Source organism: Lysinibacillus sp. G1-3 (assembly GCF_056322905.1).
In genome coordinates this window covers 150,285-176,543 of sequence record NZ_JBWHYQ010000001.1, presented here as the reverse complement: position 1 = coordinate 176,543, position 26,259 = coordinate 150,285, and the positions used below count along the sequence as shown (strand labels likewise).

At 36.2% G+C, this 26,259-nt stretch carries 21 protein-coding genes; 8 read left to right on the top strand and 13 right to left on the bottom strand.

Features of this window, described 5'->3' with window-relative positions; genetic code table 11:
- Positions 1-34: 34 nt before the first annotated feature.
- On the bottom strand, positions 35-910 hold the full coding sequence (locus ACVYAD_RS00800) for a YicC/YloC family endoribonuclease (protein WP_349658879.1): 876 nt from the start codon (positions 908-910) through the stop codon (positions 35-37).
- A gap of 590 nt (positions 911-1,500) precedes the next feature.
- Positions 1,501-1,638 carry a hypothetical protein gene (locus ACVYAD_RS00795; RefSeq protein ID WP_476423980.1) on the bottom strand — a complete coding sequence of 46 codons (138 nt, stop codon included), beginning with the start codon at positions 1,636-1,638 and terminating at the stop codon, positions 1,501-1,503.
- Positions 1,639-2,418: 780 nt separating this feature from the next.
- Between ACVYAD_RS00795 and ACVYAD_RS00790 the strand changes: the two genes are divergently transcribed.
- The 7 genes from ACVYAD_RS00790 (at position 2,419) to ACVYAD_RS00760 (ending at position 12,654) form a co-directional block, all read left to right on the top strand.
- A complete protein-coding gene (locus tag ACVYAD_RS00790) occupies positions 2,419-4,116 on the top strand; it encodes an Rqc2 family fibronectin-binding protein (protein ID WP_476423978.1) in 1,698 nt (565 codons plus the stop codon).
- Positions 4,117-4,325: 209 nt separating this feature from the next.
- Positions 4,326-6,011 carry a methyl-accepting chemotaxis protein gene (locus tag ACVYAD_RS00785; RefSeq protein ID WP_476423976.1) on the top strand — a complete coding sequence of 562 codons (1,686 nt, stop codon included), beginning with the start codon at positions 4,326-4,328 and terminating at the stop codon, positions 6,009-6,011.
- 1,031 nt (positions 6,012-7,042) lie between these two features.
- Positions 7,043-8,692 carry a peptide ABC transporter substrate-binding protein gene (locus ACVYAD_RS00780; RefSeq protein ID WP_349658883.1) on the top strand — a complete coding sequence of 550 codons (1,650 nt, stop codon included), beginning with the start codon at positions 7,043-7,045 and terminating at the stop codon, positions 8,690-8,692.
- Positions 8,693-8,815: 123 nt separating this feature from the next.
- Entirely contained in the window at positions 8,816-9,745 is a 930-nt protein-coding gene (locus ACVYAD_RS00775; RefSeq protein ID WP_079560401.1) for an ABC transporter permease, read from the top strand.
- A complete protein-coding gene (locus ACVYAD_RS00770) occupies positions 9,745-10,665 on the top strand; it encodes an ABC transporter permease (protein ID WP_079560400.1) in 921 nt (306 codons plus the stop codon). The genes ACVYAD_RS00775 and ACVYAD_RS00770 overlap by 1 nt, the downstream gene beginning before the upstream one ends.
- Positions 10,666-10,679: 14 nt before the next feature.
- Positions 10,680-11,735, top strand: coding sequence for an ABC transporter ATP-binding protein (locus ACVYAD_RS00765; RefSeq protein WP_349658885.1), 1,056 nt, complete (start codon positions 10,680-10,682; stop codon positions 11,733-11,735).
- Positions 11,728-12,654 carry an ABC transporter ATP-binding protein gene (locus tag ACVYAD_RS00760; protein ID WP_476423973.1) on the top strand — a complete coding sequence of 309 codons (927 nt, stop codon included), beginning with the start codon at positions 11,728-11,730 and terminating at the stop codon, positions 12,652-12,654. Before ACVYAD_RS00765 ends, ACVYAD_RS00760 begins: the two co-directional genes overlap by 8 nt.
- 232 nt (positions 12,655-12,886) lie before the next feature.
- Here the strand turns inward: ACVYAD_RS00760 and ACVYAD_RS00755 are convergent, their stop codons facing one another.
- The 6 genes from ACVYAD_RS00755 to ACVYAD_RS00730 are packed head-to-tail and all read right to left on the bottom strand — an operon-like array spanning position 12,887 to position 18,755.
- On the bottom strand, positions 12,887-14,692 hold the full coding sequence (locus ACVYAD_RS00755; protein WP_476423971.1) for an oligopeptide ABC transporter substrate-binding protein: 1,806 nt from the start codon (positions 14,690-14,692) through the stop codon (positions 12,887-12,889).
- Positions 14,693-14,708: 16 nt separating this feature from the next.
- Positions 14,709-15,608 (bottom strand): ABC transporter permease, encoded by a 900-nt coding sequence (locus ACVYAD_RS00750; protein ID WP_476423970.1) that lies wholly within the window; start codon positions 15,606-15,608, stop codon positions 14,709-14,711.
- 36 nt (positions 15,609-15,644) lie between these two features.
- The gene (gene opp4B, locus ACVYAD_RS00745; RefSeq protein ID WP_476423968.1) at positions 15,645-16,607 is read right to left on the bottom strand and encodes an oligopeptide ABC transporter permease; all 963 of its coding nucleotides are present in this window, start codon (positions 16,605-16,607) and stop codon (positions 15,645-15,647) included.
- Between the two features lies 1 nt (position 16,608).
- The gene (locus tag ACVYAD_RS00740; protein WP_476423966.1) at positions 16,609-17,544 is read right to left on the bottom strand and encodes an ATP-binding cassette domain-containing protein; all 936 of its coding nucleotides are present in this window, start codon (positions 17,542-17,544) and stop codon (positions 16,609-16,611) included.
- On the bottom strand, positions 17,541-18,554 hold the full coding sequence (locus ACVYAD_RS00735; protein WP_476423964.1) for an ABC transporter ATP-binding protein: 1,014 nt from the start codon (positions 18,552-18,554) through the stop codon (positions 17,541-17,543). Before ACVYAD_RS00735 ends, ACVYAD_RS00740 begins: the two co-directional genes overlap by 4 nt.
- Positions 18,555-18,581: 27 nt before the next feature.
- A complete protein-coding gene (locus ACVYAD_RS00730) occupies positions 18,582-18,755 on the bottom strand; it encodes a hypothetical protein (RefSeq protein ID WP_476423962.1) in 174 nt (57 codons plus the stop codon).
- Positions 18,756-18,950: 195 nt separating this feature from the next.
- Here ACVYAD_RS00730 and ACVYAD_RS00725 point away from each other — a divergent pair, with 195 nt between their 5' ends.
- Complete coding sequence (locus tag ACVYAD_RS00725) at positions 18,951-19,421, top strand: helix-turn-helix domain-containing protein (protein ID WP_476423960.1); 471 nt, start codon at positions 18,951-18,953, stop codon at positions 19,419-19,421.
- 434 nt (positions 19,422-19,855) lie between these two features.
- On the opposite strand, the gene opp4C is transcribed toward ACVYAD_RS00725, so the two are convergent.
- The 5 genes from opp4C to ACVYAD_RS00700 form a co-directional block, all read right to left on the bottom strand.
- Positions 19,856-20,764, bottom strand: a complete 909-nt coding sequence (gene opp4C / locus ACVYAD_RS00720) for an oligopeptide ABC transporter permease (RefSeq protein ID WP_476423959.1) — start codon at positions 20,762-20,764, stop codon at positions 19,856-19,858.
- Between the two features lie 12 nt (positions 20,765-20,776).
- Positions 20,777-21,742: an oligopeptide ABC transporter permease gene (gene opp4B / locus ACVYAD_RS00715; RefSeq protein WP_197141810.1), complete on the bottom strand. Its 966-nt coding sequence runs from the start codon at positions 21,740-21,742 to the stop codon at positions 20,777-20,779.
- Between the two features lie 83 nt (positions 21,743-21,825).
- Complete coding sequence (opp4A, locus tag ACVYAD_RS00710) at positions 21,826-23,550, bottom strand: oligopeptide ABC transporter substrate-binding protein (protein ID WP_476423957.1); 1,725 nt, start codon at positions 23,548-23,550, stop codon at positions 21,826-21,828.
- 61 nt (positions 23,551-23,611) lie between these two features.
- Entirely contained in the window at positions 23,612-24,601 is a 990-nt protein-coding gene (locus tag ACVYAD_RS00705; protein ID WP_476423956.1) for an ABC transporter ATP-binding protein, read from the bottom strand.
- A gap of 4 nt (positions 24,602-24,605) precedes the next feature.
- On the bottom strand, positions 24,606-25,601 hold the full coding sequence (locus ACVYAD_RS00700; protein WP_476423954.1) for an ABC transporter ATP-binding protein: 996 nt from the start codon (positions 25,599-25,601) through the stop codon (positions 24,606-24,608).
- Positions 25,602-26,259 lie beyond the last annotated feature (658 nt).

Here is a 26,259-nt window from a genome sequence, read left to right as displayed (position 1 = left end):
ATATCTCCCTTAATTTATAACAGATACATGCAAGCTATTCGATATTTTGAACTTGCTCGCGCATCTTTTCTAAAATTGTTTTCGCCTGAACTACTGCGATGGCCGCCTCTGTTGATTGATTTTTTGAACCAATCGTATTGATCTCGCGGTGTATTTCCTGCATTAAAAAGTCTAATTTACGGCCAACCGAAATCGTTTCTTGTAATGTTTCTTCTAGTTGATTAAAGTGACTATCTAATCGGTCCAATTCTTCAGTGATATCTACACGTTCTGCAAATATTGCTACTTCGGCAAGTAGGCGATCTTCTAACAAAGCTCCATTCGCCACTTCAGTAACTCGTTCCAATAATCGGGTACGATATTTTTCTACAGCTAGGGAAGCACAAGAACGAATCTGATTCACTTGTTCTTTTAACTGTTCTTTATATTGTACAACAACATCATGCAATTCTTGCCCTTCACGCTCACGCATTTGAATGAGCTGTTCCAGTGCTTGCATAATAGCCTTTTCAACAGCACTAAGTAAATCCTCAGGTGTAAGCTGTGGCTTTTCTTGTACAAGCGCTTGTTCAAGCGATAGTAGCTCTTGCATCGTCCATTTTTCTTCTAGTGGTACTTTATTTGCTAATTGCTCTTTTGCCTTACGATACGCTTCAATTAATGACCAATTAATTTCAATAGATTGCTCGATGTTATCTAAGTCCTTAACATAAACCATCACATCAATTTTCCCACGTGACAAAGCTTTCGAAATTAATTTCTTTGCAAAAATTTCTGCTTCAAGCCATTCTTTCGGGAATTTCGCATTAATTTCTAAAAATCGATGGTTGACTGAGCGCATTTCTACTGTTAATTGAAAGTCTTTTGTTGTTGTGACACCTCTGCCAAAACCAGTCATACTACGCACCAAGGTTCGTCACACCCTTCTTTGCATACTGGGATTATTATAACATAAGCTCTGTCATTTATGACGTAAAAAAATAGATCAATTTCGCCCTGGCGTAATTGTTGCTGTCGCTTCGCTTTCGCACAGATAAACAATGCGTCCGGATTTTGAATTGCGCCTAGGCCTGCACGAGGGCCGACACGAAGTCGGTCATTTCGGTAAGGCCACAGGATGTAGCGTTTTTACCGATGCAGGTCAGTTAGCCGTTTTCGCAGGATGTGAAGATTTTAGGCTAACATCCTTTATTCATTCTTTCAAAATCCATGACATCCGCCGGAGGCTCTATCTTCATTCAGTGGGTGGTTGGACGCCCACTGAATGAAGATAGAGCAAAAGCTAATTCTACCACAGTTGAAGCTATATTTTAATATTCACCTAAAAAATGCTATGATAAACATAAGAAAAAACTCATTAGCAAAGCATAGCGATGACATTTGTTAAAATGTATGCAATGTCTAGAAGAAGATTAAAGTGAAGAACAGTCAACTCATCGGGGGAAACAGATTTCCGTTACGGGCTACTTACTTTGTTGCTGTCGCTTCGCTTTCGCACAGTTAAAACATTTGTTGCTGTCGCTTCGCTTTCGCGCAGAGCAATGCTTCCTGCGGGCAGCGTCGAGCCGCTTCCTCCGCTAAAGGAACAAATGCTAAATGCGTCACGTCCTGTGACAATGCCTTCGTGACCAACATCATGTTGGCCTCAGGGTTTCGTCTGTCTCGCTTTCTCGCGGAGTCAAGTTGCCCTTCAATACAATCTGGTAAAAACGGGCACTTATAAGCAAAATATCAACAAAAAACCCTTTAATTGCTCAAAACAATGTTTTCTAATCAACAGTTCTCCTCAAATTAATTCAGTTGCAATCTAACTAATTTAGGAAGAGAAAAGTGGTTAATCAATACACCTAATCAATTTACCTCGGCATAATTGCGCCCGGAAACGGCTTTGTACTTTGACCTGCAGATGTTTTTTGCGCGAAAGCGAAGCGGCAGCAGGAGATGTTTTTTGCTAAAGCTCGGTGCTCACGCAGCGTCAGTAACAACATTATGCAGGTCAGTTAGCCGTTATCGCATGGATGTGATGATTTTAGACTTACATCCTATGTGAACTCTTTTCCCGATTCCAGGAAAGACCCCAATCGGAACGGAAATCAACCACACGTTATGGTAATGTGCATACAAATGATTTAATGATTTCTAATAAATTGATCCATCTTCTGAATTTAGGGAAGACACTTTGCTAAAACATATGTCATGCAAATAAGTTGATTGGAGTGGAGGCTGGGCGACTCCTCGGGGATCAGCGTCACAGATGAGACCCTGCAGCGAAGATAAGCGGCTCATCGGACGCCCCCAGGAAAGCGCCCAGCCGGAACGGAAATCAACCACACACTTTGGTGGAAAGTTTGCTACACTATTAAAATAATAAATACGAAAGTACCAAGGATGCTTATATCGTTGGAAAGAGGAATTCATATGGCATTTGACGGCTTATTTACTTATTCAATGACAGCCGACCTACAACAATTAGTAACAGGTCGGATTACTAAAATACATCAACCAAACGCTCAAGAGGTTGTTCTACATATTCGTGCGAACGGAAGCAATCATAAATTACTTTTTTCGATTCATTCTTCATACGCACGCGTTCACCTTACTGAGCATTCGATTGAAAATCCAGCAGAACCCCCAATGTTTTGTATGCTGTTGAGAAAGCATATAGAGGGTGGTTTTATTTCTTCTATTAAACAGCACGATTTTGATCGTATTATAATAGTAGAAATCGAAAGTAAAAATGAAATTGGCGACCCGATTGTAAGGGAGTTACATGCTGAAATTATGGGCCGTCACAGTAACCTATTATTAATAGATAAAGAGCAGGGAAAAATAGTCGACAGCTTAAAGCATTTACCACCATCCGTAAATAGCTTCCGTACAGTATTACCTGGTCAGCCTTATATCGCACCACCCGCACAAAATAAATGGCACCCTTTAGCAGTAACCGACGAACAAATTACACTATTTTTCTCAGAACCAAAAACAGCTAAGGAAATTGTTTCGCAATTTACTGGTTTCTCACCAATACATGCTGAGGAATTATTATTCAGATTTACAGACACAGATGATCGTTTAAATTGCTTTAAAAACTTTATAGCTTCCTTTACTAATGGTGGGGCAAAGCCAATGTATGTAATGGCAAATAATAAAACTTACTTCTCCCCAATTGCTCTAACCCATTTACAAGGAGATGTAACGATTTATCCGAATGTCCATGAGCTTCTTGACCGCGTATTCTTTGCTCGAGCTGAGCGTGATCGTGTCAAACAGCAGGCTGGTGATTTGGAACGATGGCTGCAAAATGAAATTGACAAACTTATATTAAAAACTAAAAAGTTAAATAAAGACTACGAACGCGCATCTAAGCTAGATCAGTTCCAATTATATGGGGAGTTACTGATGGCGAATATTTACGCGTTTGAAAAAGGTGTAAAGGAAGTAACTGTCACTAACTATTATAGTGAAACTGGAGATGAGAAAATCACCATTCCAGTAAGTGAACGTAAAACACCTATTGAAAATGCTCAAAGCTATTACACAAAATATACAAAAGCAAAGAATGCCCTTATTATGGTGCAAGAACAGTTAGAAAAAACGAAGGAAGAAATAGCTTATTTTGAAATGCTTGCTCAGCAAGTACAACAAGCTGCTCCTGGAGATATAGAAGAAATTCGCGAAGAATTAGCAGAACAAGGTTATTTGAAATTACGTCATGCAAGAAAAAAGAAAAAACAAACGAAACCAGAGCCTGAACGTTATGTCTCTTCTACAGGTGTAGCGATTTCTGTTGGGAAAAATAACAAACAAAATGACATGCTTACATTTAAAATGGCTAAACGTACAGATACCTGGTTGCATACGAAGGACATTCCTGGTTCACATGTTGTCATCCATACAAGTGAACCTGACGAAACAACATTACGAGAAGCTGCAACGCTTGCTGCCTATTTTTCAAAAGCAAGAGAATCTTCTTCTGTTCCAGTAGATTACACAGAAATACGTCAAGTAAAAAAACCAAATGGTGCTAAACCTGGTTTTGTTATTTACTTTGAACAAAAAACTTTATACATTGATCCAGATGAAACTGTCATTTTACAATTAAAAAAACAGTCTTAAAGCGTTGGAATACGATACGAGTTGTATCGTGTTCCTTTTTTATGGTGATAACCACGTAATCTGTACTATACAGCTATTGATTATAGTAACGTTAAAAAAACTTGTGATTATTCCGAACTGTTTATTTCGAGCGTTATTGACTTCTTCCTTTCTAAATTGCTAAATTTAAGTAAAAAAAGTAAATAGCATCTCAGAAAGGACGTAACTTTATGTCTGTAGGCAAAAAATTAAGCTTTGGTTTTTTAACCATCCTCCTGACCTTAATTATTTCATTGGTCATTATGTTTATTCAATTCTCAAATATTGATAAGAAGGTAGAAAATGCGCTAGAAAATCGTGTAGCTCTAGTAGAATTAGCTAATAATATTCAAACTGCTCGAGCAATGCAAGGTCTTTACATTCGGGCAATACTCATCGAAGACTCAGCAACTAATAAAGATAACTTTACAAAGTATTCTAAAATGCTAGATTCGTATGTAATTGAGACGATGGAAAAATCTGATTCATCCGAAATGGAGACTTATGCAAAAGATTTAAATACATATAATGAAGCTTTTAACAAAGCCGCTGAAGAAGCACTAGCACTTTATGATGCCAGAAAATTAGAAGAAGCGATACAAAAAGTTAATGGCGATGTCCAACAAGCAAATACAGATTTATTAGCAGTATCAGAGAAAATTGTAAGTTATCAAAAAAAACAACTTGATATTGTCACGAAAGAATCTAAACAAGCAGTGTCCATTTCACAAACAATCTCAATCATCGCTATCATCATTGGTGTAATACTTGGAGTATCACTGATGTTATATGTCCAGCGTACAATTTCACGACCTTTAAAATCCATGGTTCTTGCTGCCAATAATATTGCGAATGGTGAATTATATCATCAAGATATTTCCTATCAATCTAAAGATGAAATTGGACAACTATCTACAGCTTTTAACGTTATGAAAAGTAGCTTACGAGGTTTATTAACACATATTCAAGGCAATGTGGAACATTTATCAGCTTCCGCTGAAGAACTATCCGCCTCTATCGAAGAGATTTCAGCTTCTGCTGATGAAATTACGGTACGAATTAACGGGACGGCAAATGCGGCATCTACTGCTACAATTGCTGCCAATGAAAGTGCACATGCTATGGATGAAACAGCCGTAGGTGTACAGCGAATAGCAGAGGCTACTCAACAACTCCACCAAAGCGCAGTGACAACAACTGAATTGGCGAGTAACGGTACTAGTACAGTTGATGAGGCTCAACAACAAATGAACGTAATTTATGATTCTACCCAAATGATTAACAATCTCGTTCAAAAACTAAGTAAGCAATCAGAAGAAATAGGCAATATAACTACAGTCATTACTGCCATTACAGATCAAACGAATTTATTAGCGCTAAACGCTGCAATCGAAGCTGCACGTGCAGGTGAACATGGAAAAGGCTTCGCTGTCGTAGCTGACGAAGTTCGTAAGCTAGCAGAAGAATCAAAGCAATCAGCCAATCAAATTGTTACCTTAACACAAGAAATCCAAGAAGATACCCAAAATGTAGAAAAAGCTGTCGAAGATGGGCTACAATCTGTTACAGATGGTGTAAAAATCATTGGGGATGCTGGTAACTCTTTTGAAGCAATCGTAAAAGCGATTAATATGATGACAAATCAAATAGAAGACATTTCAGCTACTTCTGAAGAAATCTCTGCAAGCGCTGAGCAAGTAGCAGCCTCCGTTTCAGAAATTGCTCATGGTGCTTCTTCAAGTGCTGCTAATACACAAATCATAGCCGAAGCTAGTGAAGAACAAGCAGCAACTATGCAACAAATAAATCACGTTGCTACAGATTTAAGTGAAAAATCCTCAGACTTACAAACCCAAATTAACCAATTTAAGCTTTAATCATTTCAAGCAGAGAATTTTTTATTCTCTGCTTGTTTTTGTCCTAGTCCGCATTTCTAATCAAAAGCGTGAGGGCAACGAGAGGACACTAATAGTGACTAATATCGTTTAACACTTTGGTTACCCCCTACTTACTTAAGAAATCGTCCATCTATAACTATTGATTCAAATCACTTTGCTGTTTATTTTTAGGAAAACCTCCATTTAGCAATTAAAATATGGTAGAATTAACCACGTATATAGACAAAGTAATTTTCCACTTACGTAATTTTTAGTAACTATATGAAGAAGCTTTCCTCCTAAGCAAGACAAATGGACTTCTCCATAAAACAACAGCATAAAAGTAATGATAATTATGTATTTTTTTCATTTAGTATAAACTCAACCCTACACACATATAATTGATTCCATGCAACGTTTTTTTATACAATATTGAATATTCCAGTAATGTGTAAATTATTTCAAAAAAACATATTTTCATTAACTAACGTACATTTATTCTTTAAGAGTGGCACATTTTGTCATACATATACTCTACCTCTTCTTTGTTCTCTCTTATACTGGATATTCTTAAAAAAATACAAAACAAGTTTCTTATATATCATTAATAGATAAAAATATTCATCCTTCGAGATTATAATTTGCAAAAAAACACCTCCCCAAGAATCGAAATTACTCGATTTTGCGATAATCTTCTACAAATCGACACCAACCACCCATGTTATCAATATATGACTTTTGACTCATTTTTACTATAACAATAATATTATCTAAACAATATGAATTTTCTATATAGTAAGTCATTTCTGTATTTTTATTCTTTTTTTGATATTCAGAACGAATTAATATCAAATTATTGTTATGAAAGCGCTTTTATCCTTTAATGTGATGAATAGAAAAAATTTATTATCTTCTCAAATGTCAGATAATACTATATAAATTTGAATCTTTTTTATTTTGTACACAATGATTTTTTGGTATATTAAATAAGAGCTTCACAAAAGGCTTAAAATTGTATAAGGGGGATTCACATGGTTAAAAACAAAAAGTTTTTATTATTAACTGTCCTTGCAGTATTCTCACTGGTATTAGCTGCATGTGGCTTCGGTGGTGAAAAGTCTGATAATTCTTCATCTTCAGACGGCAAAAAAGATTCTGGTTCAAAAGCTAAAGAAATTAACTTAGCAATCGCTTCAGAACCACCATCTTTACACCCACAACTTGCAACAGATACTACATCTAGCGCAATCCTAATTAACGTTCTTGAAGGTCTGACTGTTTCAGACATTGATGGTAAACCTACTCCAGGTATGGCTGAGGATTGGACTATAAGTGAAGATAAAAAGACTTATACGTTCAAATTACGTGATGCAAAATGGTCAAATGGTGATCCAGTTGTAGCAGGTGACTTCGAATATTCTTGGAAATGGGCGTTAAATCCAGAAAATCTTTCTGAGTATGCTTCTATTTTCTACCCAATTAAAGGGGCTCAAGCATACAACGAAGGAAAAGGTTCTATTGATGCTGTTGGTATCAAAGCTGAAGATGACAAAACTTTAGTCGTAACTTTAGAAAATCCAACTCCGTATTTCTTAGAATTAACAGGATTCAAAACTTATTTACCAGTTAACCAAAAAGTGACTGAAGCTAATAAAGAATGGTACACAGACGCAGGTGAGAACTTCGTAACAAATGGTCCTTATAAATTAAGCGATTGGAAACATAATGAATCTATCGTTCTTGCAAAAAATGCAGATTATTGGGATGCATCAAATGTTGATCTTGATACTGTAAATATTGATATGGTTGAAAAAGAAGCAACTGTTGCTACTAAGTATAAAGGTGGCGAGCTTGACTATATCGGTGCACCATTCCAAACAGTAGATCTTAATGCTATTGATGAGTTCAAAAAAGATAAATCTTTAAGAATCAAAGACCAAGCATCTATTTATTGGTACAAATTCAATACAAAAGACAAAGTTATGTCTAACGCAAATATCCGTAAAGCTCTTACTCTAGCAATCGATCGTCAAAAATTAATTGACAACGTAACTAAAGGTGAACAAAAACCAGCTACAGGAATGGTACCTATAGCAGTTCCTAATTTTGAAGATGACCGTGGTTACATGAAAGATAACGATGTTGATGGAGCAAAAGCTGCTCTTGAAGCTGGTATGAAAGAACTTGGCATTAAAGACCCTAAAGATATTCAAGTGAATATTTCATTCAACACTTCTGAAGCACATGCTGCAATCGCTCAATTTATTCAAGAAGAATGGAAAACAAAACTTGGTATTACTTCTCAGTTAGATAATTCAGAATGGCAAGTTTATCTAGAAAAAATCAACACTGGTGACTACCAAGTAGCTCGTATGGGTTGGGTAGCTGACTATCTAGACGCATATACATTCCTTGAAATGTTCGATACTGCTAAAAACGGTAATAACGATACAGGATGGGAAAGCGCTGAATACAAAGGCTTCTTAGATAAAGCTATTGCTGAAGTAGATGAAGCTAAACGTATTGACTACTTAAAGCAAGCAGAAGCAGTCATTATGAAAGAACTCCCAGTTGCACCTATTTACTACTACACTAACTTGTCAGTAGTTAATGATGATATCGAAAACTTAGATCCAAATCCAACTGGTGATATTCATCTTAAATATGTAAAGATGAAATAATGATTTCTTTTTAAGCTCTAAGCGGAGAGCTGCCTCGTGGCCACTTCGGCGCGAGTCAGCTCTTTTTAAAATACGAAGGCACTTATTTGTCAGATAATTGACAAGTAGAAGGAGGAGTTTTATGTGATTAAATATATTTTGAAAAGGCTGATGTATATACTTCTCGCGCTTTTCGTCATCGTAACGGCTACGTTTTTCCTATTGCGTCTCGCTCCTGGTAACCCATTTGCATCTGAACGTAATTTCCCTCCTCAAATAGAGGAAAAGTTAAACGAAACGTATGGATTAAATAACCCTTGGTATATTCAGTACAAAGATTATTTAATCGATGCGGCCACTTTTGATTTCGGTGAATCTATGAAATATAAAGCGCGTTCTACTAATGATATGATTGCAGAAGGCTTCCCAGTATCTTTAACTTTAGGGATTGAAGCTATGCTGCTAGCTATTGGATTTGGTGTATTAATCGGTGTAGTGGCAGCGCTTTATCATAATAAGTTCCCAGATTATTTGGCAACGACCTTTGCGGTGCTCGGAATTTCCGTTCCATCTTTCATTTTAGCTGGTCTCATGCAGTATTTCCTTGCATACAAACTTCAGTTATTCCCGATTAGTGGATGGAAAGGCTTTAGTTATAGTATATTGCCAGCCTTAGCTATTGCATTTTCGCATATGGGCTTTATCGCTAAACTGACACGTTCAAGTATGCTTGAACAAAACAATAGCGATTATGTAAAAATGGCTCGTGCAAAGGGTTTAGGCAAATGGACAGTCGTCTTCCGCCATACTTTACGCAACGCCCTTTTACCAGTTGTTACCCATTTAGGTCCATTAACAGCCGGTGTTGTTACAGGAAGCTTCATTGTAGAGCAAATCTTTGCGGTTCCTGGTTTAGGTAAGCACTTTGTACAAAGTATTACGAACCGTGACTATACAGTTGTTATGGGGACAACCGTGTTCTACGCAATCATTCTTTTATTTGCGGTATTCATCGTAGATATTTTATATAGTGTAATCGATCCGCGAATTAAGCTGAAAGGAGCGAAAAAGTAATGACACAACAACAAATCGAAAAAGATAAGTTTAAAATCGTTGGCGGAAATCATGAAGCAACTGATAAATTAGCTGATAAATCTGTCTCCTTTTGGAAGGAAGTATTTCTTCGTTTTTCCCATAATAAAATGGCGATTTTTGGTTTAATCGCTTTAATAGGTATTGTGTTAATGGCTACCTTTGTGCCAATGTTTTCACAATACCACTATAGTGAGCAATTAGGTTCGTATAATGCTCCACCATCGGCAGAATTTTGGTTTGGTACAGATGATTTAGGTCGAGACATTTTCGTTCGAGTATGGGCTGGCGCTCGTATTTCTTTACTCATCGGTTTTGCTGCTGCCATTATTGATTTGATTATAGGCGTATTATGGGGAAGTATTTCTGGTTTAGCAGGCGGTCGTGTTGATAATATAATGATGCGTATTGCAGATGTTCTAACAGCTATACCCTACCTTTTAGTTGTTATTGTACTTTTAGTAGTATTAAAACCAGGTATTGTACCAATGATTATCGCATTATCTATTACAGGTTGGATTCAAATGGCTCGTATTGTTCGCGGTGAAGTTTTAGCTATTAAGAACCAAGAATACGTACTTGCTGCTCGTACTTTAGGTGCACGCACAGGGCATTTAATTTTAAAACATTTAGTGCCAAATGCACTTGGTGTAATTTTAGTAACAATGACATTAACAGTACCATCCGCTATTTTTACAGAGTCTTTCCTTAGTTATTTAGGGCTTGGAGTTCCTGCTCCACTTGCATCTTGGGGAACAATGGCTTCTGAAGGTAATGGTGCAATTGCAAATGCTCCTTGGCGTTTAATATTCCCTGCATTGTTCATTTCACTAACAATCTTTGCGTTTAACGCAGTTGGTGATGGCTTACGTGATGCATTAGATCCAAAACTACGTAAATAAGGAGGTGGCCGAAAATGAGTAAAACAATTTTAGAAGTAAAAGATTTAAAAATAAACTTTAAAACGTACGCAGGACTTGTTCATGCTGTTCGTGGTGTAAACTTTGACTTAAAAGAAGGTGAAACACTAGCAATCGTTGGTGAATCCGGTTCTGGTAAGAGTGTTACGAGTAACGCATTGATGAAACTAATTCCACAGCCACCTGGTATTTATGAGTCAGGACAAATTTTATTTAACGGTCGTGATTTAGTTCCTTTAAGTGATAAAGAAATGTCAAAAGTACGCGGAAATGAAATTGCAATGATTTTCCAAGATCCAATGACAAGCTTAAACCCGACGATGAAGGTCGGACGTCAAATAACTGAAGTTATTTTACAACATAAAAAAGTATCAAGAGCTGATGCTAAAAAACGTGCAATCGAACTTTTAACGCAGGTAGGTATCCCCTTCCCTGAAAAACGTTATACCCAATATCCGCATGAATTTTCAGGCGGTATGCGCCAACGTGTTGTAATTGCCATCGCACTTGCAGCTGATCCAAAGCTTCTAATTGCCGATGAACCAACAACAGCATTAGACGTTACAATTCAAGCGCAAATTTTAGAGCTAATGAAAGAAATCCAAAAAAATTCGAAAACATCTATCATTTTCATTACTCACGATTTAGGTGTAGTTGCAAACATTGCCGACCGAGTTGCAGTTATGTATGCAGGTCAAATCGTCGAATATGGTACTGTTAATGATATTTTCTATAATCCTAAGCATCCGTATACATGGGGTCTGCTTGGTTCAATGCCAGACTTAGATAACGATAATGATGAGCTACTACGCACGATTCCTGGTTCACCACCAGATCTTACTAACCCTCCAAAGGGAGATGCGTTTGCCGCTCGTAACGAATTTGCAATGGCTATTGACTATGAGCAAGAACCACCGATGTTCCAAGTAAGTGAAACGCACTTTGCAAAAACTTGGTTGATGCATCCTGACGCACCAAAAATCCCGCTTCCTGATGCGGTTGCTAAACGTATTGAAGGATATTTAGCAAAGGAGGCACAATCAAATGACTAAATCGAGCACAAAAAAAATTCTTGAAATTAAAAATTTAAAGCAGCATTTCGGTTCAGCAGGTAACCCTATTAAAGCTGTCGATGGTATTAGCTTCGATGTATATGAAGGTGAGACACTTGGTCTTGTTGGAGAATCCGGCTGTGGTAAATCGACAACTGGTCGTTCCATTATACGCCTGTACGACATTACAGATGGTGAAATTATTTTCGATGGTGAGAACGTCCAAGGGAAAAAATCTAAAAATGATTTAAAGAAATTTAATCGTGAAATGCAAATGATTTTCCAAGATCCATACGCTTCATTAAATCCGCGTATGACAGCTGGAGAAATTATTAGTGAAGGCTTTACGATTCACGGTCTTTACAAAGATAAAAAAGAGCGTCGTGAAAAAGTTAATCAGCTGTTAGAGGCTGTTGGCTTAAACAAAGAGCACGCAAACCGTTATGCACACGAATTCTCTGGCGGCCAACGTCAACGTATTGGAATTGCTCGTGCGCTAAGCTTAGATCCAAAGTTTATTATCGCCGATGAACCGATATCAGCACTTGACGTATCTATTCAAGCGCAAGTTGTTAACTTATTAAAGCAACTACAAAAAGAACGTGGCCTAACATATCTTTTCATTGCCCATGACTTATCGATGGTTAAGTATATCAGCGACCGTATCGCTGTTATGTACCGCGGTAAAATTATGGAAATAGGTAAAGCAGATGATATTTACAATCACCCTGTTCATCCGTATACAAAATCATTATTATCAGCAATTCCACTTCCTGACCCAATGTCAGAAAAACGTCGTCAACGTATTCCGTACAAGCATACGGAAGTTGACGATAGCGCAACATATCACGAAGTTGGCGAGCAGCATTACGTTTATGGTACTGCTGATCTTGTGAAAACTTGGGTTGCTAGTCGATAATAACTTACAAATCCACCCATTAGTATTTTCCAATGGGCGGATTTTTTGTTTCATTGAATGGACTATTTTAATAGATATTAATTATACTTGATAATAATGCTATGTTAATTTTTAATAGGGCGGTCATTTGGTTTTACCCTTTCTGACATATGTTACGCCTAGAATTGTATATATGTTTGCTTTATGAAAAACAGTCTTTCTCATATAAAGAAAGACTGTTCCTTCCATTCAATTATTTCAATGGTGCATCTGCTGTTAATTCAATTTCTTGCAGCTCTGTAGAATTTCCATACTCAACATTATAATTTTTTACACGCTTATTCACCGGAATAACTTCAATGCGGAAGAATGTTGGGAATACCATAGCTTGTTCACTCATATATTCTTGCCAAGCACGAAATGCTTTTGTACGTTTTTCTATATCCATCGAATCTTTAGAGTCGATATCTTTTAATAATTTTGTTAAATCGGCAGATACGAAACGGCTAAAGTTAAATTTAGCATCATCACTATATAAACCTGCTGGAGATGGGTTTGTCCCTGTGCCCCACGCTGCCATAAACATATCGATTTCAGGATCATCCGCTTGGACTTTATCATAGAAAGCATTAAATTCAATAGGGCGACCTGTAGTTAATTGCACATCTAAGCCAACATCTTTCCAGTTCTGACGGAAATATTCCCCAATCGCATCGTCCGTTTCAGAGCCAGCCTTTGTAGCTACACGAACTGTGAATTTTTTGCCAGCTTTATCTTCACGAATACCATCGCCATCCACATCTTTATAGCCTGCTTGATCTAATAATTTTATAGCTTTTTCAGGGTCATAATGATAGCCCTCTAACGTTTCATCATAGAATGAAAATACTGGCGGAATTAAAGAGTTCGCACGAACACGTAAACCTTGATAGAACTTTTCTGCAACACCCTCAACATCCATTGCATAGGCAATCGCTTGACGCAACTCTACATTATTCATTTTTGAATTTTCATCAAAAATATTAACTTTGTTTTCTGTATCATATTTCCCTAATTTAAAGCCGACATAATCATAAGCTAATTCCGCTCGACCTAATACAGATAAATTGTTTAAATCTTTAATATTATCATATTGGGTTGTGTCGAAACTTGATGCAAAATCATATTTCCCTGTTCTTAATGCTTCACTAATTGAAGCTGGTGGTACAACCTCAAGTACAACTTTATCAACTTTTGGCTTTCCTTTAAAGTAATGCTCATTTGCTACAAATTGTACAGACTCACCATTAACAAGTTTATCTATTTTAAATGCTCCAAGCGTTACAGGTTTTTTTCGTACCGCGTCGGAAGAAATTAATTCTTTTACTGGAATAGACTCTAATTGATGCTTCGGTTCCGCATACCCCCATAAACCATCACCACCATAATAAATAGCAGGTGATACTTCCTTAAATTTAAGTTGAATTGCTTTATCATTCAATTTTGTAATACCTGAAATTGTATCTGCTTTACCGTTATGATATTCTTCTGCACCGACAATATTTTTGAAATCACCATCATAACGTACACCAGGATAATCTGGGTGTCCGATAATTAAATATGGGTATATTAAATCATCTGCAGTTAATGGTGTACCGTCAGACCAGTTATAATCCCCTTGAATGGTTACTGTTGCTGTTTTCGCTTCCGTATCAACCTCTAATTTTGCAGCACCTTCATCATTAATTATAAAGTCGCCATCTACATTAAAAATTGAGTTAGTCATATAACCCATTATTTCTGAATCATATCCATCTTCATAAAGTTCTCTGTTAAAAATTCCTTGGAATGGTGAACTTGTGACGAGACCTACTCGCAATGTACCGCCCTGAATCGCTTCTCCTTCATTTGTCACTTCTGTTGGTAGTAAACTTTCCGTTTCTTTAGTTATTTCTTTTTCTTCTGTTTTCTCTTGACCATCAGATTTCGAGCCTTTATCAGTCCCACCGCCGCCCGTACAGGCCGCTAAAATAAGCATGAATGCAAACAGCACGGACAAGAATAACCAGTTTTTCTTCATGTGTAAATCCTCCCTTTTATCCTAATCGTTGTTTTGCGTCAGCCGAACGTCGTAGCGCTTGACCGACATAATTTATACCAAGCATCAATATTAAAATTAAAAATGATGCAGGCAACCATATCCACCACTTAGTAGATAACACAATTGGATTCGTTGCATAGCTTACGAGAGTCCCTAAGCTAGGTGTAGTTGGGGGTAAACCAAAGCCTAAAAATGATAGACCTGTTTCAATACCAACATTCCCTGCAAAATTTAAGGTTAATTCTACAATAAGCAACGAGCTCAAATTTGGTAATATCCCCTTAAACATAATGGCAATATCACTAGTGCCCATTGTTTTAGAGGCATTCACATAATCACGACGTCCTTCTGATAAGGCTTTACTACGGATTAAACGCGCTGTCCCTATCCATTGAAATGCACTTAATATCAGAACCAACTCAATAACACCATATTTAGGAATGATTGTAACTAGCACAATGATGATCATTAAGGTTGGTAATGTCATGAGAAAATCGATGATACGCATAAAAAAATTATCAATAAAGCCGCCATAATAGCCCATTATAATACCGAGTGCAATCCCGATTGTATTGGCGATAAGCGTAATAGCTATTGCAATTAAAATAGAATTTTTCGCACCGATTATAAGTTGTCCAAACATATCACGCCCAGCTTCATCCGCCCCAAGAACATAACCATTTATACCCGGCTTTGTAAAACGTTCAAATAATTTAATTTTTAATATTTCATCTTGGTTCATAAGCATTGCCATAATTAATATCGCAATAATTAGTAAAATTATGCCGAAGAATGAAAATAACGCTAGCTTATCTTTTCGAAATTCACGTATGATAACTTGTATCCCTGTTGACGGGGTACTTTCAATTGTCATTTTGTCATTTTTTTGTTTCATTTTTATTCACCTCTCCTTAAACATTAAATTTAACGGTTAGTCTATGCGGATACGTGGATCAACAATACTCATAATAATATCTGACAGTAGACTACCTAATAATGCTAAGAAGCCATAAAGCATAACGAGAGCAGTAATCACACTATAATCACGACTCGTTATAGAATGGATGAATAATTGTCCCATGCCTGGGAAGCCAAAAATCGTTTCTATGAAAATCGAACCACCCAATAAACCTGTAATTGTAAAACCAAGAAAGGCTGCAATGGGCAATAAGGAATTGCGAAAAATATGTCTTCTATAGATTCTTTTCATCGGTACACCTTTACTACGTGCTGTTTTAACGTAATCCTGTGTCTTAGCATCGATAATTTCCGAACGCAAATATTGAATAATCGTCGTTGTACCTAAAATTGCATATGTCATTGCTGGTAAAATTAAATGAAAGAGACGATTCCTGTAATATTCAAGCGTTCCTGGTTCTACACCTACATCAACTGTTCCACTCGTCGGGAACCACATTAAACGATAACCGAAAATATATAAGAAAATTAACCCCAATACAAAAGTGGGTATCGCGTAGCTTATAAAGCTATATAGTGTAATCGACTTATCGAACAAAGTATCTTGTTTGCGGCCAGCAATCATTCCTAATGGAATAGCAATCGTATAAACTAGAATCGCACTTAATAGAGCGAGCCAAAATGTATTTAATGCGCGCTCACCAATCAGCGTGGATACCGCAATTTTATATGTATAGCTTTGTCCAAAATCACCTTGAAAAGCATTTGTGATCCAATGGTAGTATTGCACATACCAAGGGTCGTAATAGCCTGCCTGAATTCGCAATTCTTCGATACGTGTAGGATCTGTTTCTGGTGTAATCAGCCCTGTAAATGGGTCACCTGGCATTTGCTTCGCCAAAATAAAGATAATTAGACTTAGCACAAACATTTGAGGAATCATTAAAATTGTTCGTCTAGCAATCGTTTTCCACATTTTAAATACCCCCTGACATCGCAACCATATGCGTTTCTGAAATGGATTTTAGCGGGTATACTTTTCCATGCTCATCATAATATTGATGTTGCTCATTCTGATAGTTCTCTTCTTCTTTTTGTCGAATTAATTTACGCTCCAAGCGTGTCTCTGGCGCAATATTTGGAATGGCAGACAAGAGACGTTTTGTGTAAATATGTTGCGGATCCATATAAATATCACTTCTCGTTCCTGTTTCCACGAAGCGTCCTTTATACATAATGGATATATGATCACACATATGTTTTACAACACCTAGATCATGTGAAATGAATAAATAAGTAAGTTCATACTCATTTTGAATATCTTTCATAAAGTTTAGCACCTGTGCTTGTACGGATAAATCCAGTGCAGATACAGGTTCATCAGCAATAATCATTTTTGGATTACAGGCAACAGCACGCGCGATTCCAAGACGTTGTTTTTGACCACCAGAAAATTCATGCGGATACTTTAACAATACATCTTCAGACATACCTACAATTGCAAGTAACTCTTTAATGCGCTTACGTTCCTCTTGATCACTCAGCTTCATAAAATTTCGAATAGGCTCTGCTAAAATGTCTAATACACGTTTTCTAGGATTCATACTTGAATGAGAATCTTGGAAAATCATTTGAATATCTTTGTTATAAGGTGAATCACGATTTCTGCGCTTGTTTGTAACATTCTCACCTTCATAGAGAATCTGACCCGAGGTGATTTTTTCTAGACCTATAATGGCCTTCCCAGTTGTCGATTTTCCAGAACCTGATTCTCCTACTAAACCATATGTTTTTCCTTTTTCAAATTCCATTGTGACACCATCAACCGCATATACCTTATCGATTACTGTATTAAAAAAGCCCCCTCGAATTGGGTAATGAACGTTTAAATCATTAATTTGCATAAAGCTCATATAGCCCCACCTCCTTCTTCACCTTCAAGATGAAAGTGTTTCCAGCAGGTACATCTAACAAAATGACCAGGTGCAATTTCATGTAATTGTGGTTTTCTTTCATGTGCAGATGTATCAATCCACGGTATTCGTGCTGAAAATCGGCAACCTTCCCGAGGTAAATTCACCAGCGATGGCACCATACCTTGAATAACTTCAAGCCTTTCATTTTCACTATGTGTTTGTGGAATAGAATTCAATAATGAACGAGTGTATGGATGTTTAGCATTTGTAAATAATTTTTGAACAGGCGCTTCTTCTACTACTTCACCTGCATACATTACCGCAACTCGATCAGCCATTTCTGCCACAACGCCTAAATCATGTGTAATTAAGATAATACCTGTTTCGGTTTCTGACTGAAGTGCTTTTAATAGATCAAGTATTTGAGCTTGAATAGTCACATCTAGAGCCGTTGTCGGTTCATCTGCAATTAAAATAGATGGTTTACATGACAATGCAATGGCAATCATGACACGCTGCCTCATCCCTCCTGACAATTGATGAGGGAATTGTTTTGCCACACGCTCTGGTTTCGCGATGCCTACTTGATTCAATAATTCTAATACTCTCTCTGCTCGCTGTTGCTTTGAAAGCTTTGTATGATACATTAGTCCCTCTGCAATTTGTTCACCAATGCGCATTAATGGATTTAGAGCTGAAAGTGGGTCTTGAAAAATAAAACCTATATCATTACCACGCAATCTATTAAAATTTTGTTCATTTAGTTGCGCTAAATTTTGATTATTGTAAAGAATATCCCCTGTTACCTTTGTGTTAATTTCATCGTTCAAACCTACAATAGTAGTTGCTAATGTACTTTTACCACAACCCGATTCCCCAACGATTGCTAATACTTCATTCTTTTTAAGTGAAAGAGAGACATCCTCTACAGCAGCGTGGTAAGTTTCTTTAATACGAAAACTTGTAGTGAGATTTCTAATTATTAATAAGTCATTTGCTGTATTCAAACAATCTCCCCTTTCTTAATAATAAAATTACGTTAATGTTTCAAATTGTTTATCCTTCCGTTCAACTGACTGCATAGCCACCATTGCTCCTCTAATCAATAATGCAAATTCACGCTTTTGTTGAGGTGTCAACATTTTTAAAAAAGCATCTACTTGTTCCACAACTTCTATTTCTTCTACTCTAAGGATTCGATCACTCATTTCACTCATCCCTTTCATATTCGATTGACGTTGCTACCGTCACGTAAACTTTAAACTTGAATAAGTTTTCGCTTTATCACCTCATTGGGTTGAATATATATTCTATTGAGGTAAAAGTCAATGTGTTTCAATTAAAAAAATATTGCAATGAGTTAAAAAGTAATATACAATAACTGTAAGAAAGGGGAAATATTTTTGAATAAGCGCTTAAAGTCACTAAGAAAGAGTCTTGGTTTAAATCAAAAAGAAATGGGCTACAGACTGAAACTTTCACAAACGCACATTTCTTCTTTAGAAAACGGGGCTAGAGAGTTAACGGATAGAATAATTTCTGATATTTGTCGAGTATTCAATGTAAACAAAAATTGGTTACACACTGGCGAAGGCGATATGTTTGTCCAATCCGCTACTTTTTCCTTAGATGAATACGCACAAAAAAACCAGCTCACTGAATTAGAACTGGATATCATTAAGAGTTATATGGATTTAAATAAAGAAGTGCGTCAAAGCATTCTTAACACTGCACAACAAATTTTCGGAAAACATGCAGAGACTACAGCTACTGTTGATGAAATTGATGTGGAAATAGCACATTATCGTTCGGAATTAGAGACTGAGAAAAAAACGAGAACGGCATCATCTTCACAAAGGCGCGAAACCAGTTAAGAAAGTTCAAATATTGGAAATAAGAAAGGTTTTGAATGGCTACTGAGTGATGATTTCTGATTGTTACAGCTATATAATCAGTTATCTGAGGGCGATAAAAAATCAGTATTTGACTTCATGGGCTTTACGACATTCGAACAAATCATTTACATCCGTGTTCTAATGGGTTTTTGAAAACCGGTCCATCTCGTATTGTAATGGAACATTTAAATGTAAATTATATATTTGATTTGTGGATTAAAGCTGGATAGAGATTTGAGCGCAAACATTAACGTAGCAAATTATTCAATCCAAGGATTTAACTGAAACTCATCTTCCCCCACCTACAAACATAAATATTCATGTAAATAAAAATGAAACACCTTTAAAAGTAAGAGCTAATTACTTTTAAAGGTGTCTCATTATCTCTAATAATGAATTCCTATTTTAACCAATTACCTTCTTGATTTTGGATTTAATGCATCCTTTAATCCTTCTCCAATAAAGTTAATTGACAAAATAACTAATGAAATAGCTGTTGCAGGTGGTACCCACATCCAAAGCTTATCCTTTAGTACATCTGAGTTTCTAGCCTCAAATAGCATATTGCCCCAGCTAGGTGTATCAGCCGGAACCCCGAGTCCTAAAAAACTTAAACTAGATTCTGCAACAATTGTCACCGCCATCAATAATGTTGCCTGTACAATAATCGTCGATGCAACGTTAGGCAATAAGTGCTTAACGATTATTTTTGAAGGTTTACAGCCAATTGACTGAGCAGCTAATATATACTCATTTTCCTTTTCAGTTAAAACCCTACTTCGTACTATCCTAGCAACACTTCCCCACATTAAAAGTGAAATAACAATTATTAATGTCCATAGACCAGATATTTTTCCTGAAAGTATCGTATTTAAAACAATACAGAAAACTAAAAATGGAAACATTAATACGAAGTCAGTAAATCGCATTAACATTTGATCTATTTTTCCTCCAAAATACCCTGAAATAGCGCCAACAGCTGTTCCAATCACTACAATAAAAATCATACAGCCTAATCCAACTGTTAAAGATGATCTACCAGCGTAGAGCATTCTAGTAAAAACATCTCGTCCATTCGTATCTGTCCCTAACCAATGCTCGCTTGATGGAGGTAGACTAATTTTCATAAAGTCGACACGTACAATATCTTTTGTTGTAATATATGGAGCTAAAAACGATAGAATGATAACTATTAGTAAAAAGATAAGACTAAGCATCGCTAATTTATTTTTAAAGAACTTCCGTCTCGCTATCACCCATGGCGAGGGGCTTTTTTTCGGTGTTTTTGGAGTTATAACTTCTTGATCAGTTACCAATGTCATAATACCCCCTCCTTAATCTAGTCTAATACGCGGATCTACCACACCATATAATATATCCGCTACCAAATTTCCAAAAAGTGTTAAAAACGAAAGTAACATAGTTATCGACATCATCACTGCATAATCTCTTCTTCCAACTGATTCTAAGAAGAGTGCTCCTACTCCTGGATAAGTAAAGATCGTTTCTGTTATTACTGCGCCACTGATCAATGTTGCGATATCAAAACCAAGAAACGTAATAATCGGAATGATTGAATTGCGTAAAATATGTTTGTTATAAATTTTTGTTTCCTTTGTTCCTTTTGCTCTTGCAGTTCTTACAAAATCTTTTCTACTATTTTCAATAATGTCATTTCGTAAAAATTGTGTATAGGACGCCGTTCCCATTAATCCTAATATAAGAGCTGGTAATAAAACATGATGGAACCTACTCAGGTAATATTCCAAAGTTCCTGCTTCCATGCCTACACCTACGGAGCCATTGAAAGGGAACCATCCTAGTTTAAAGGAGAAAAAGTAAATAGCAACAATCCCTGCAACAAATGATGGAATTGCTAAAGCTAAATAGTTATAAGTCGCAATCAAATTATCCCCAAGTGTATAAGGTTTTCTTCCCGCATACATTCCCATAAGAAACGCAAAAATGTACGTGAAAATTAATGATGTTAATGCCAAAAATATTGTATTAGGTATCCTCTGAGCAATAATCTCTGCTGCTGGTTTTTTATAAACAGTCGATTTTCCAAAATCCCCTTGTGCAAAATTAGAAATCCATCTACCATATTGCTTGATAACCGGATCATTATAGCCTAATTTTTCTCTCATTTCTTCGATGTATTGTGGATTCGTATTAGACGGATTGATTTCTCCACCAAACGGATCTCCTGGCATCATTTTAGCTAAAAAGAATACCACCAACGAAATAAGGAGTAGCAATGGGATCATGCCTAGTAATCTTCGAAGTGTGTATTGAAGCATATGACGTCTCCTTATCTAGAAATTTACTAACTAGGCCCAATTCAAGAAGTGGACCTAATTAGTAGGTTTAGTTAGTTTACAATTTATTCCTTAATGTGCCATTTGTAAACATCTGTTTGGAAACCAACAGCGTTGATATGAACACCTTGTAATCGATTATTAATGCCATATAAATCTAAATTTTCCCACAATGGAAGGGCTGGTAATTCTTCATTGAAGTATTTTTGCCATTCCACATAAGTCTTCATACGCTTCTCTTTATCAAATGCTTCTTCATTTAAGCCTTTTTCTAATAAATCTTGATTCTTAACATCTACATAGCGACCAAAGTTCCATTCTGCATCGTTACCCCATAATCCAGATGGGTCAGGATCTGCACCTGTACTCCAAGAGCCGAAGAATGCTTCTAGTGCAGCATCGTCATTATCTTTCATATCATTATATAGGTTAAATTCTATTAATGTACCAGTAGCTAATTCTGTTTTCACTCCGATATCATTCCAAGCTTGAATAATTGCTTGAGAGCGACCTTCGAAGGCAGCAGGACCTGCATAGTGACCAAACGAAATTTTAAATGGTTTACCTTTAGGATCCTCCACAAATCCATCGCCATCTGTATCTACATAACCAGCAGATTTAAGTAGCTCTTTAGCCTTTTCTGCATTGTATTCATATTGATTTAAGTCAGATTCCTTTGCAGCAGTCCAGAAGGCACGTGGAACTACAGTATTCGCAACGTCAGCTTTTCCTTCTAAGAAAGCATCGATCATTGCTGGACGGTTAATCGCGTATAATAGTGCTTGACGCAATTCTTTTGATTTAAACTTATCAAAATCTGCTACATTTTTAAGAGTAGCTTTATCACGATGACCAAAACGAAGACCGATATATGAGTAACTTACACCATTCGTTTCTTCAATGCGTACATTATCTAATGCTGACAATTCTTTTACAGCTTGTGGTTTAATGTCCATGATGTCAATTTCTCCGTTTTGGAACGCACCAGCTGCCAATGATGGGTCAATTACTTTTACAATTATCCCATCAAGCTGTGGCTTGCCCTTCCAGTAATCATCAAAACGCTCTAATTCAGAATATTCACCGTCTACAACCTTTTTCACTTTAAAAGGTCCTACGCCAACAGGATTTTCACGAACTTGTTTCGACTCGCTTAAATCTTTAACAGCAATACCTTCATAATGTTTCTTTGGCATAGGATACTGCCAAAGGTTTTCTAGGTTATTAATTTTCACTTTTTCAAAACTAATTTTCACAGTATATGGATCAACGACTTCAATTCCTTCGATTTTGTCAGCTTTCCCTGCTTTTTTTGCTGCTGCACCTTTGATATTCTCAACATAATTGTATCGTGGGCCATCGTAGTTCTTATCAGCTAGTGTCTCTAATGCAAATACCCAGTCATCAACAGTTAGCTCCTCACCATTGTGCCATTTTACACCTTTCTTAAGGTTAAACGTATACGTTAACTTATCCTCGCTAATGTCCCAAGTTGCTAAATTAGGAACATATTCTAAGTTATCATTTACATCATAAATACCATCAGTTGTAAATTTTTGGATATAAGAATCTACAATACTTCCACTAAAGGCCGGATCATATACACCTTCAGGTGCTTGGTCAGTACCAAAAGTTACAACTCCACCTTTTGCTGTTTCACTAGTCTTCGTGGAATCCCCCTTGTCTTTTTCCTTATCTTTGTCAGTTGTTGCGTTGTCGCTATTACATGCAGCTAAAAACAAAGCCATAACTAGCATAAGCATGAAAGACCATAATGCTGATTTTTTCATTCTTTATCCCCCTTGAATATTATTTTGAAAATAATTATTACACTATTCTTTTTGTTATTTTTTAATATAAATGGCACGCAACTCTATGCCCCTGCTTCACCTCCTTTAAAGTTGGTTTTGATAATGAACACTCTGTCATTGCCTTCGGACACCGTGGATGGAAAGGACACCCTTTTGGTGGATTAGCCGGACTAGGGATATCCCCTTCTAATACTATACGACTACTCTTTTTCCTTGGATCAGGTACCGGTATTGCGGAGATTAATGCCTGTGTATAAGGGTGCAATGGTTCCTCATAAATATGTTCCTTATCTGCAATTTCCACAATATTTCCTAAATACATAACACCGATTCGATCACTCATATGTTTTACAACACTTAAATCATGAGCGATGAATAAAAATGTTAAGTCAAACTCATCTTGTAACTCTTTTAGCAGATTCAGAACCTGCGATTGTACAGATACGTCTAAGGCTGAAACTGGTTCGTCTGCTATAATTAGTTTTGGCCTAAGTGCAAGTGCTCTCGCAATACCGATCCGTTGTCGCTGACCACCTGAAAATTCATGTGCATACTTGTAATAAGCATCTTCTGGTAAACCTACTTTTTGTAAGAGCTCCATCACTTCATTTTTTAAAGATTTCAGTGATTTTTTATGGAAATTCATGATCGGTTCAGCTATGATACTACCTACCATTTGCATCGGGTTTAACGATGCATAGGGATCTTGAAATACCATTTGGATATCTTTCCTTATTTCCCTTAATGATTTCCCATGTAATTTTGTAATATCCTGACCGTTAAAAATGATTTTTCCATCCGTTGAATCTAACAATCTTAAAATAGTGCGACCTGTTGTAGATTTTCCACAACCCGATTCGCCAACTAATCCTAATGTTTCACCGCTTTTTATGGAAAGAGAAATATTATCAACAGCTTTAACATAGCCAACCGTATGTTTGAAAAATCCACCTTTAATCGGGTAATAAGTTTTTAAATCAATTAACTCCAATAAATTTTCGTTATTTTGTTTCATTGTAGTTTGCTCCATGTTGTCAGCTCACACCCTTTCTAGAATTACAGCCTTCAAAAAGTAAACAAGAAACTTCATGATTGTCACCTATGAAGGCAAGTTGCGGCGTAACCTTGCTACATTCAGGCATAGCCGACGGGCATCTATCAATAAAACGGCAGCCTAGTTGAGGCATATTTTTTAAAGAAGGTACAATACCTTTAATAGTGGTTAATTCATTCACTTCTATATCAATCCTCGGAATCGACGCCATCAAGAGTTTTGTATATGGGTGTTTGGGATTGTGAAACAAATTATCAACATTTGTCCGTTCTACAATCTTCCCCGCATACATAATAATTACTTCATCACACATCTCCGCAACTACACCTAAATCGTGAGTTATTAATACAATAGACATGTTATTTTCTTCTTGAATATTTTTCAATAAATCTAGTATTTGAGCCTGTACAGTTACATCAAGTGCAGTAGTTGGTTCATCCGCTATTAAAAGTCTAGGATGACAAGCGATGGCGATAGCAATCATTACTCTTTGTCTCATACCGCCTGACAATTGATGAGGGTATTCATCTATAATTTTTTCAGCTCTTGGAATACCAACCTGTTTTAATAATCCAATCGCTTTATCTTTAGCCTCAGCCTTCGAAATCTTACTATGATTAAGCATAATCTCTTCAATTTGTGAGCCTATGGTAAAAACTGGGTTAAGGGATGTCATAGGTTCTTGAAAAATCATGCTTATATCTTTTCCCCTAATTTTATTCATCTCATCGATTGAATAACTTTCTATGTTTTTCCCATGGAATTTTATTTCTCCACCAGTGATTTTACCAATTCCGTTGGGAAGGAGTTGCATAATAGAAAGTGACATTACACTTTTTCCACAGCCAGATTCACCAACTACCCCAACAATCTGCCCTGATTTAACTGAAAATGAAACATCATCCACTGCATGATATATTTCTCCATCTATATCAAAGCCAGTCTTAAGGTTTTTCACTTCTAACATTAAGCTCATTTTATATCACACCTTTTAAAAGTTTTTACTTAACTATTGCTGCAAATGTAGTGAGTTAGATACGGCGCGCCAAGATTTTTTACAAAAAATCACTTTCGGGTTTTATTGATTTAATATTCCGAAAAAAATGTCGATTTCGATAAACTTATTTCACAATCATATCAAAATAAAAAATCATCAATTTACAATACTTTTAAAAACATTATTTCTTCTTTATAAAGGTTTTCTTACAAGTACCAAATGATATAATATTCAGATAATTAAGTATGCTATCATTTTATATAGAAATCATACATATAATCAAGAGAATTTTTACATTTCTTATATTCTTATATACAAAATAAACCATACAACTATTCCGATTTTTCTTAATAAATTTATTTTTCTCTTAGATACAAACTTGTTCAATCTTCACTTTATTGGTTTAAAGTATTATTTTTTTATTATCATAATATAGCAAATGATTTATTTACTCATTTTTAATCTCCCTCTCAATATCTAAATTTATTAGAATTTCTTTATTATAAAAGCTATTTAAACGAATTTTTATAAATTGCCATATTTAACCTCATTACCCAATTGCTATTAATGTATAATTTTTTTCATTTATCGCATTAACTCCCTGAAGCACAGAATGTTACCGCAGAAAAATAATTTA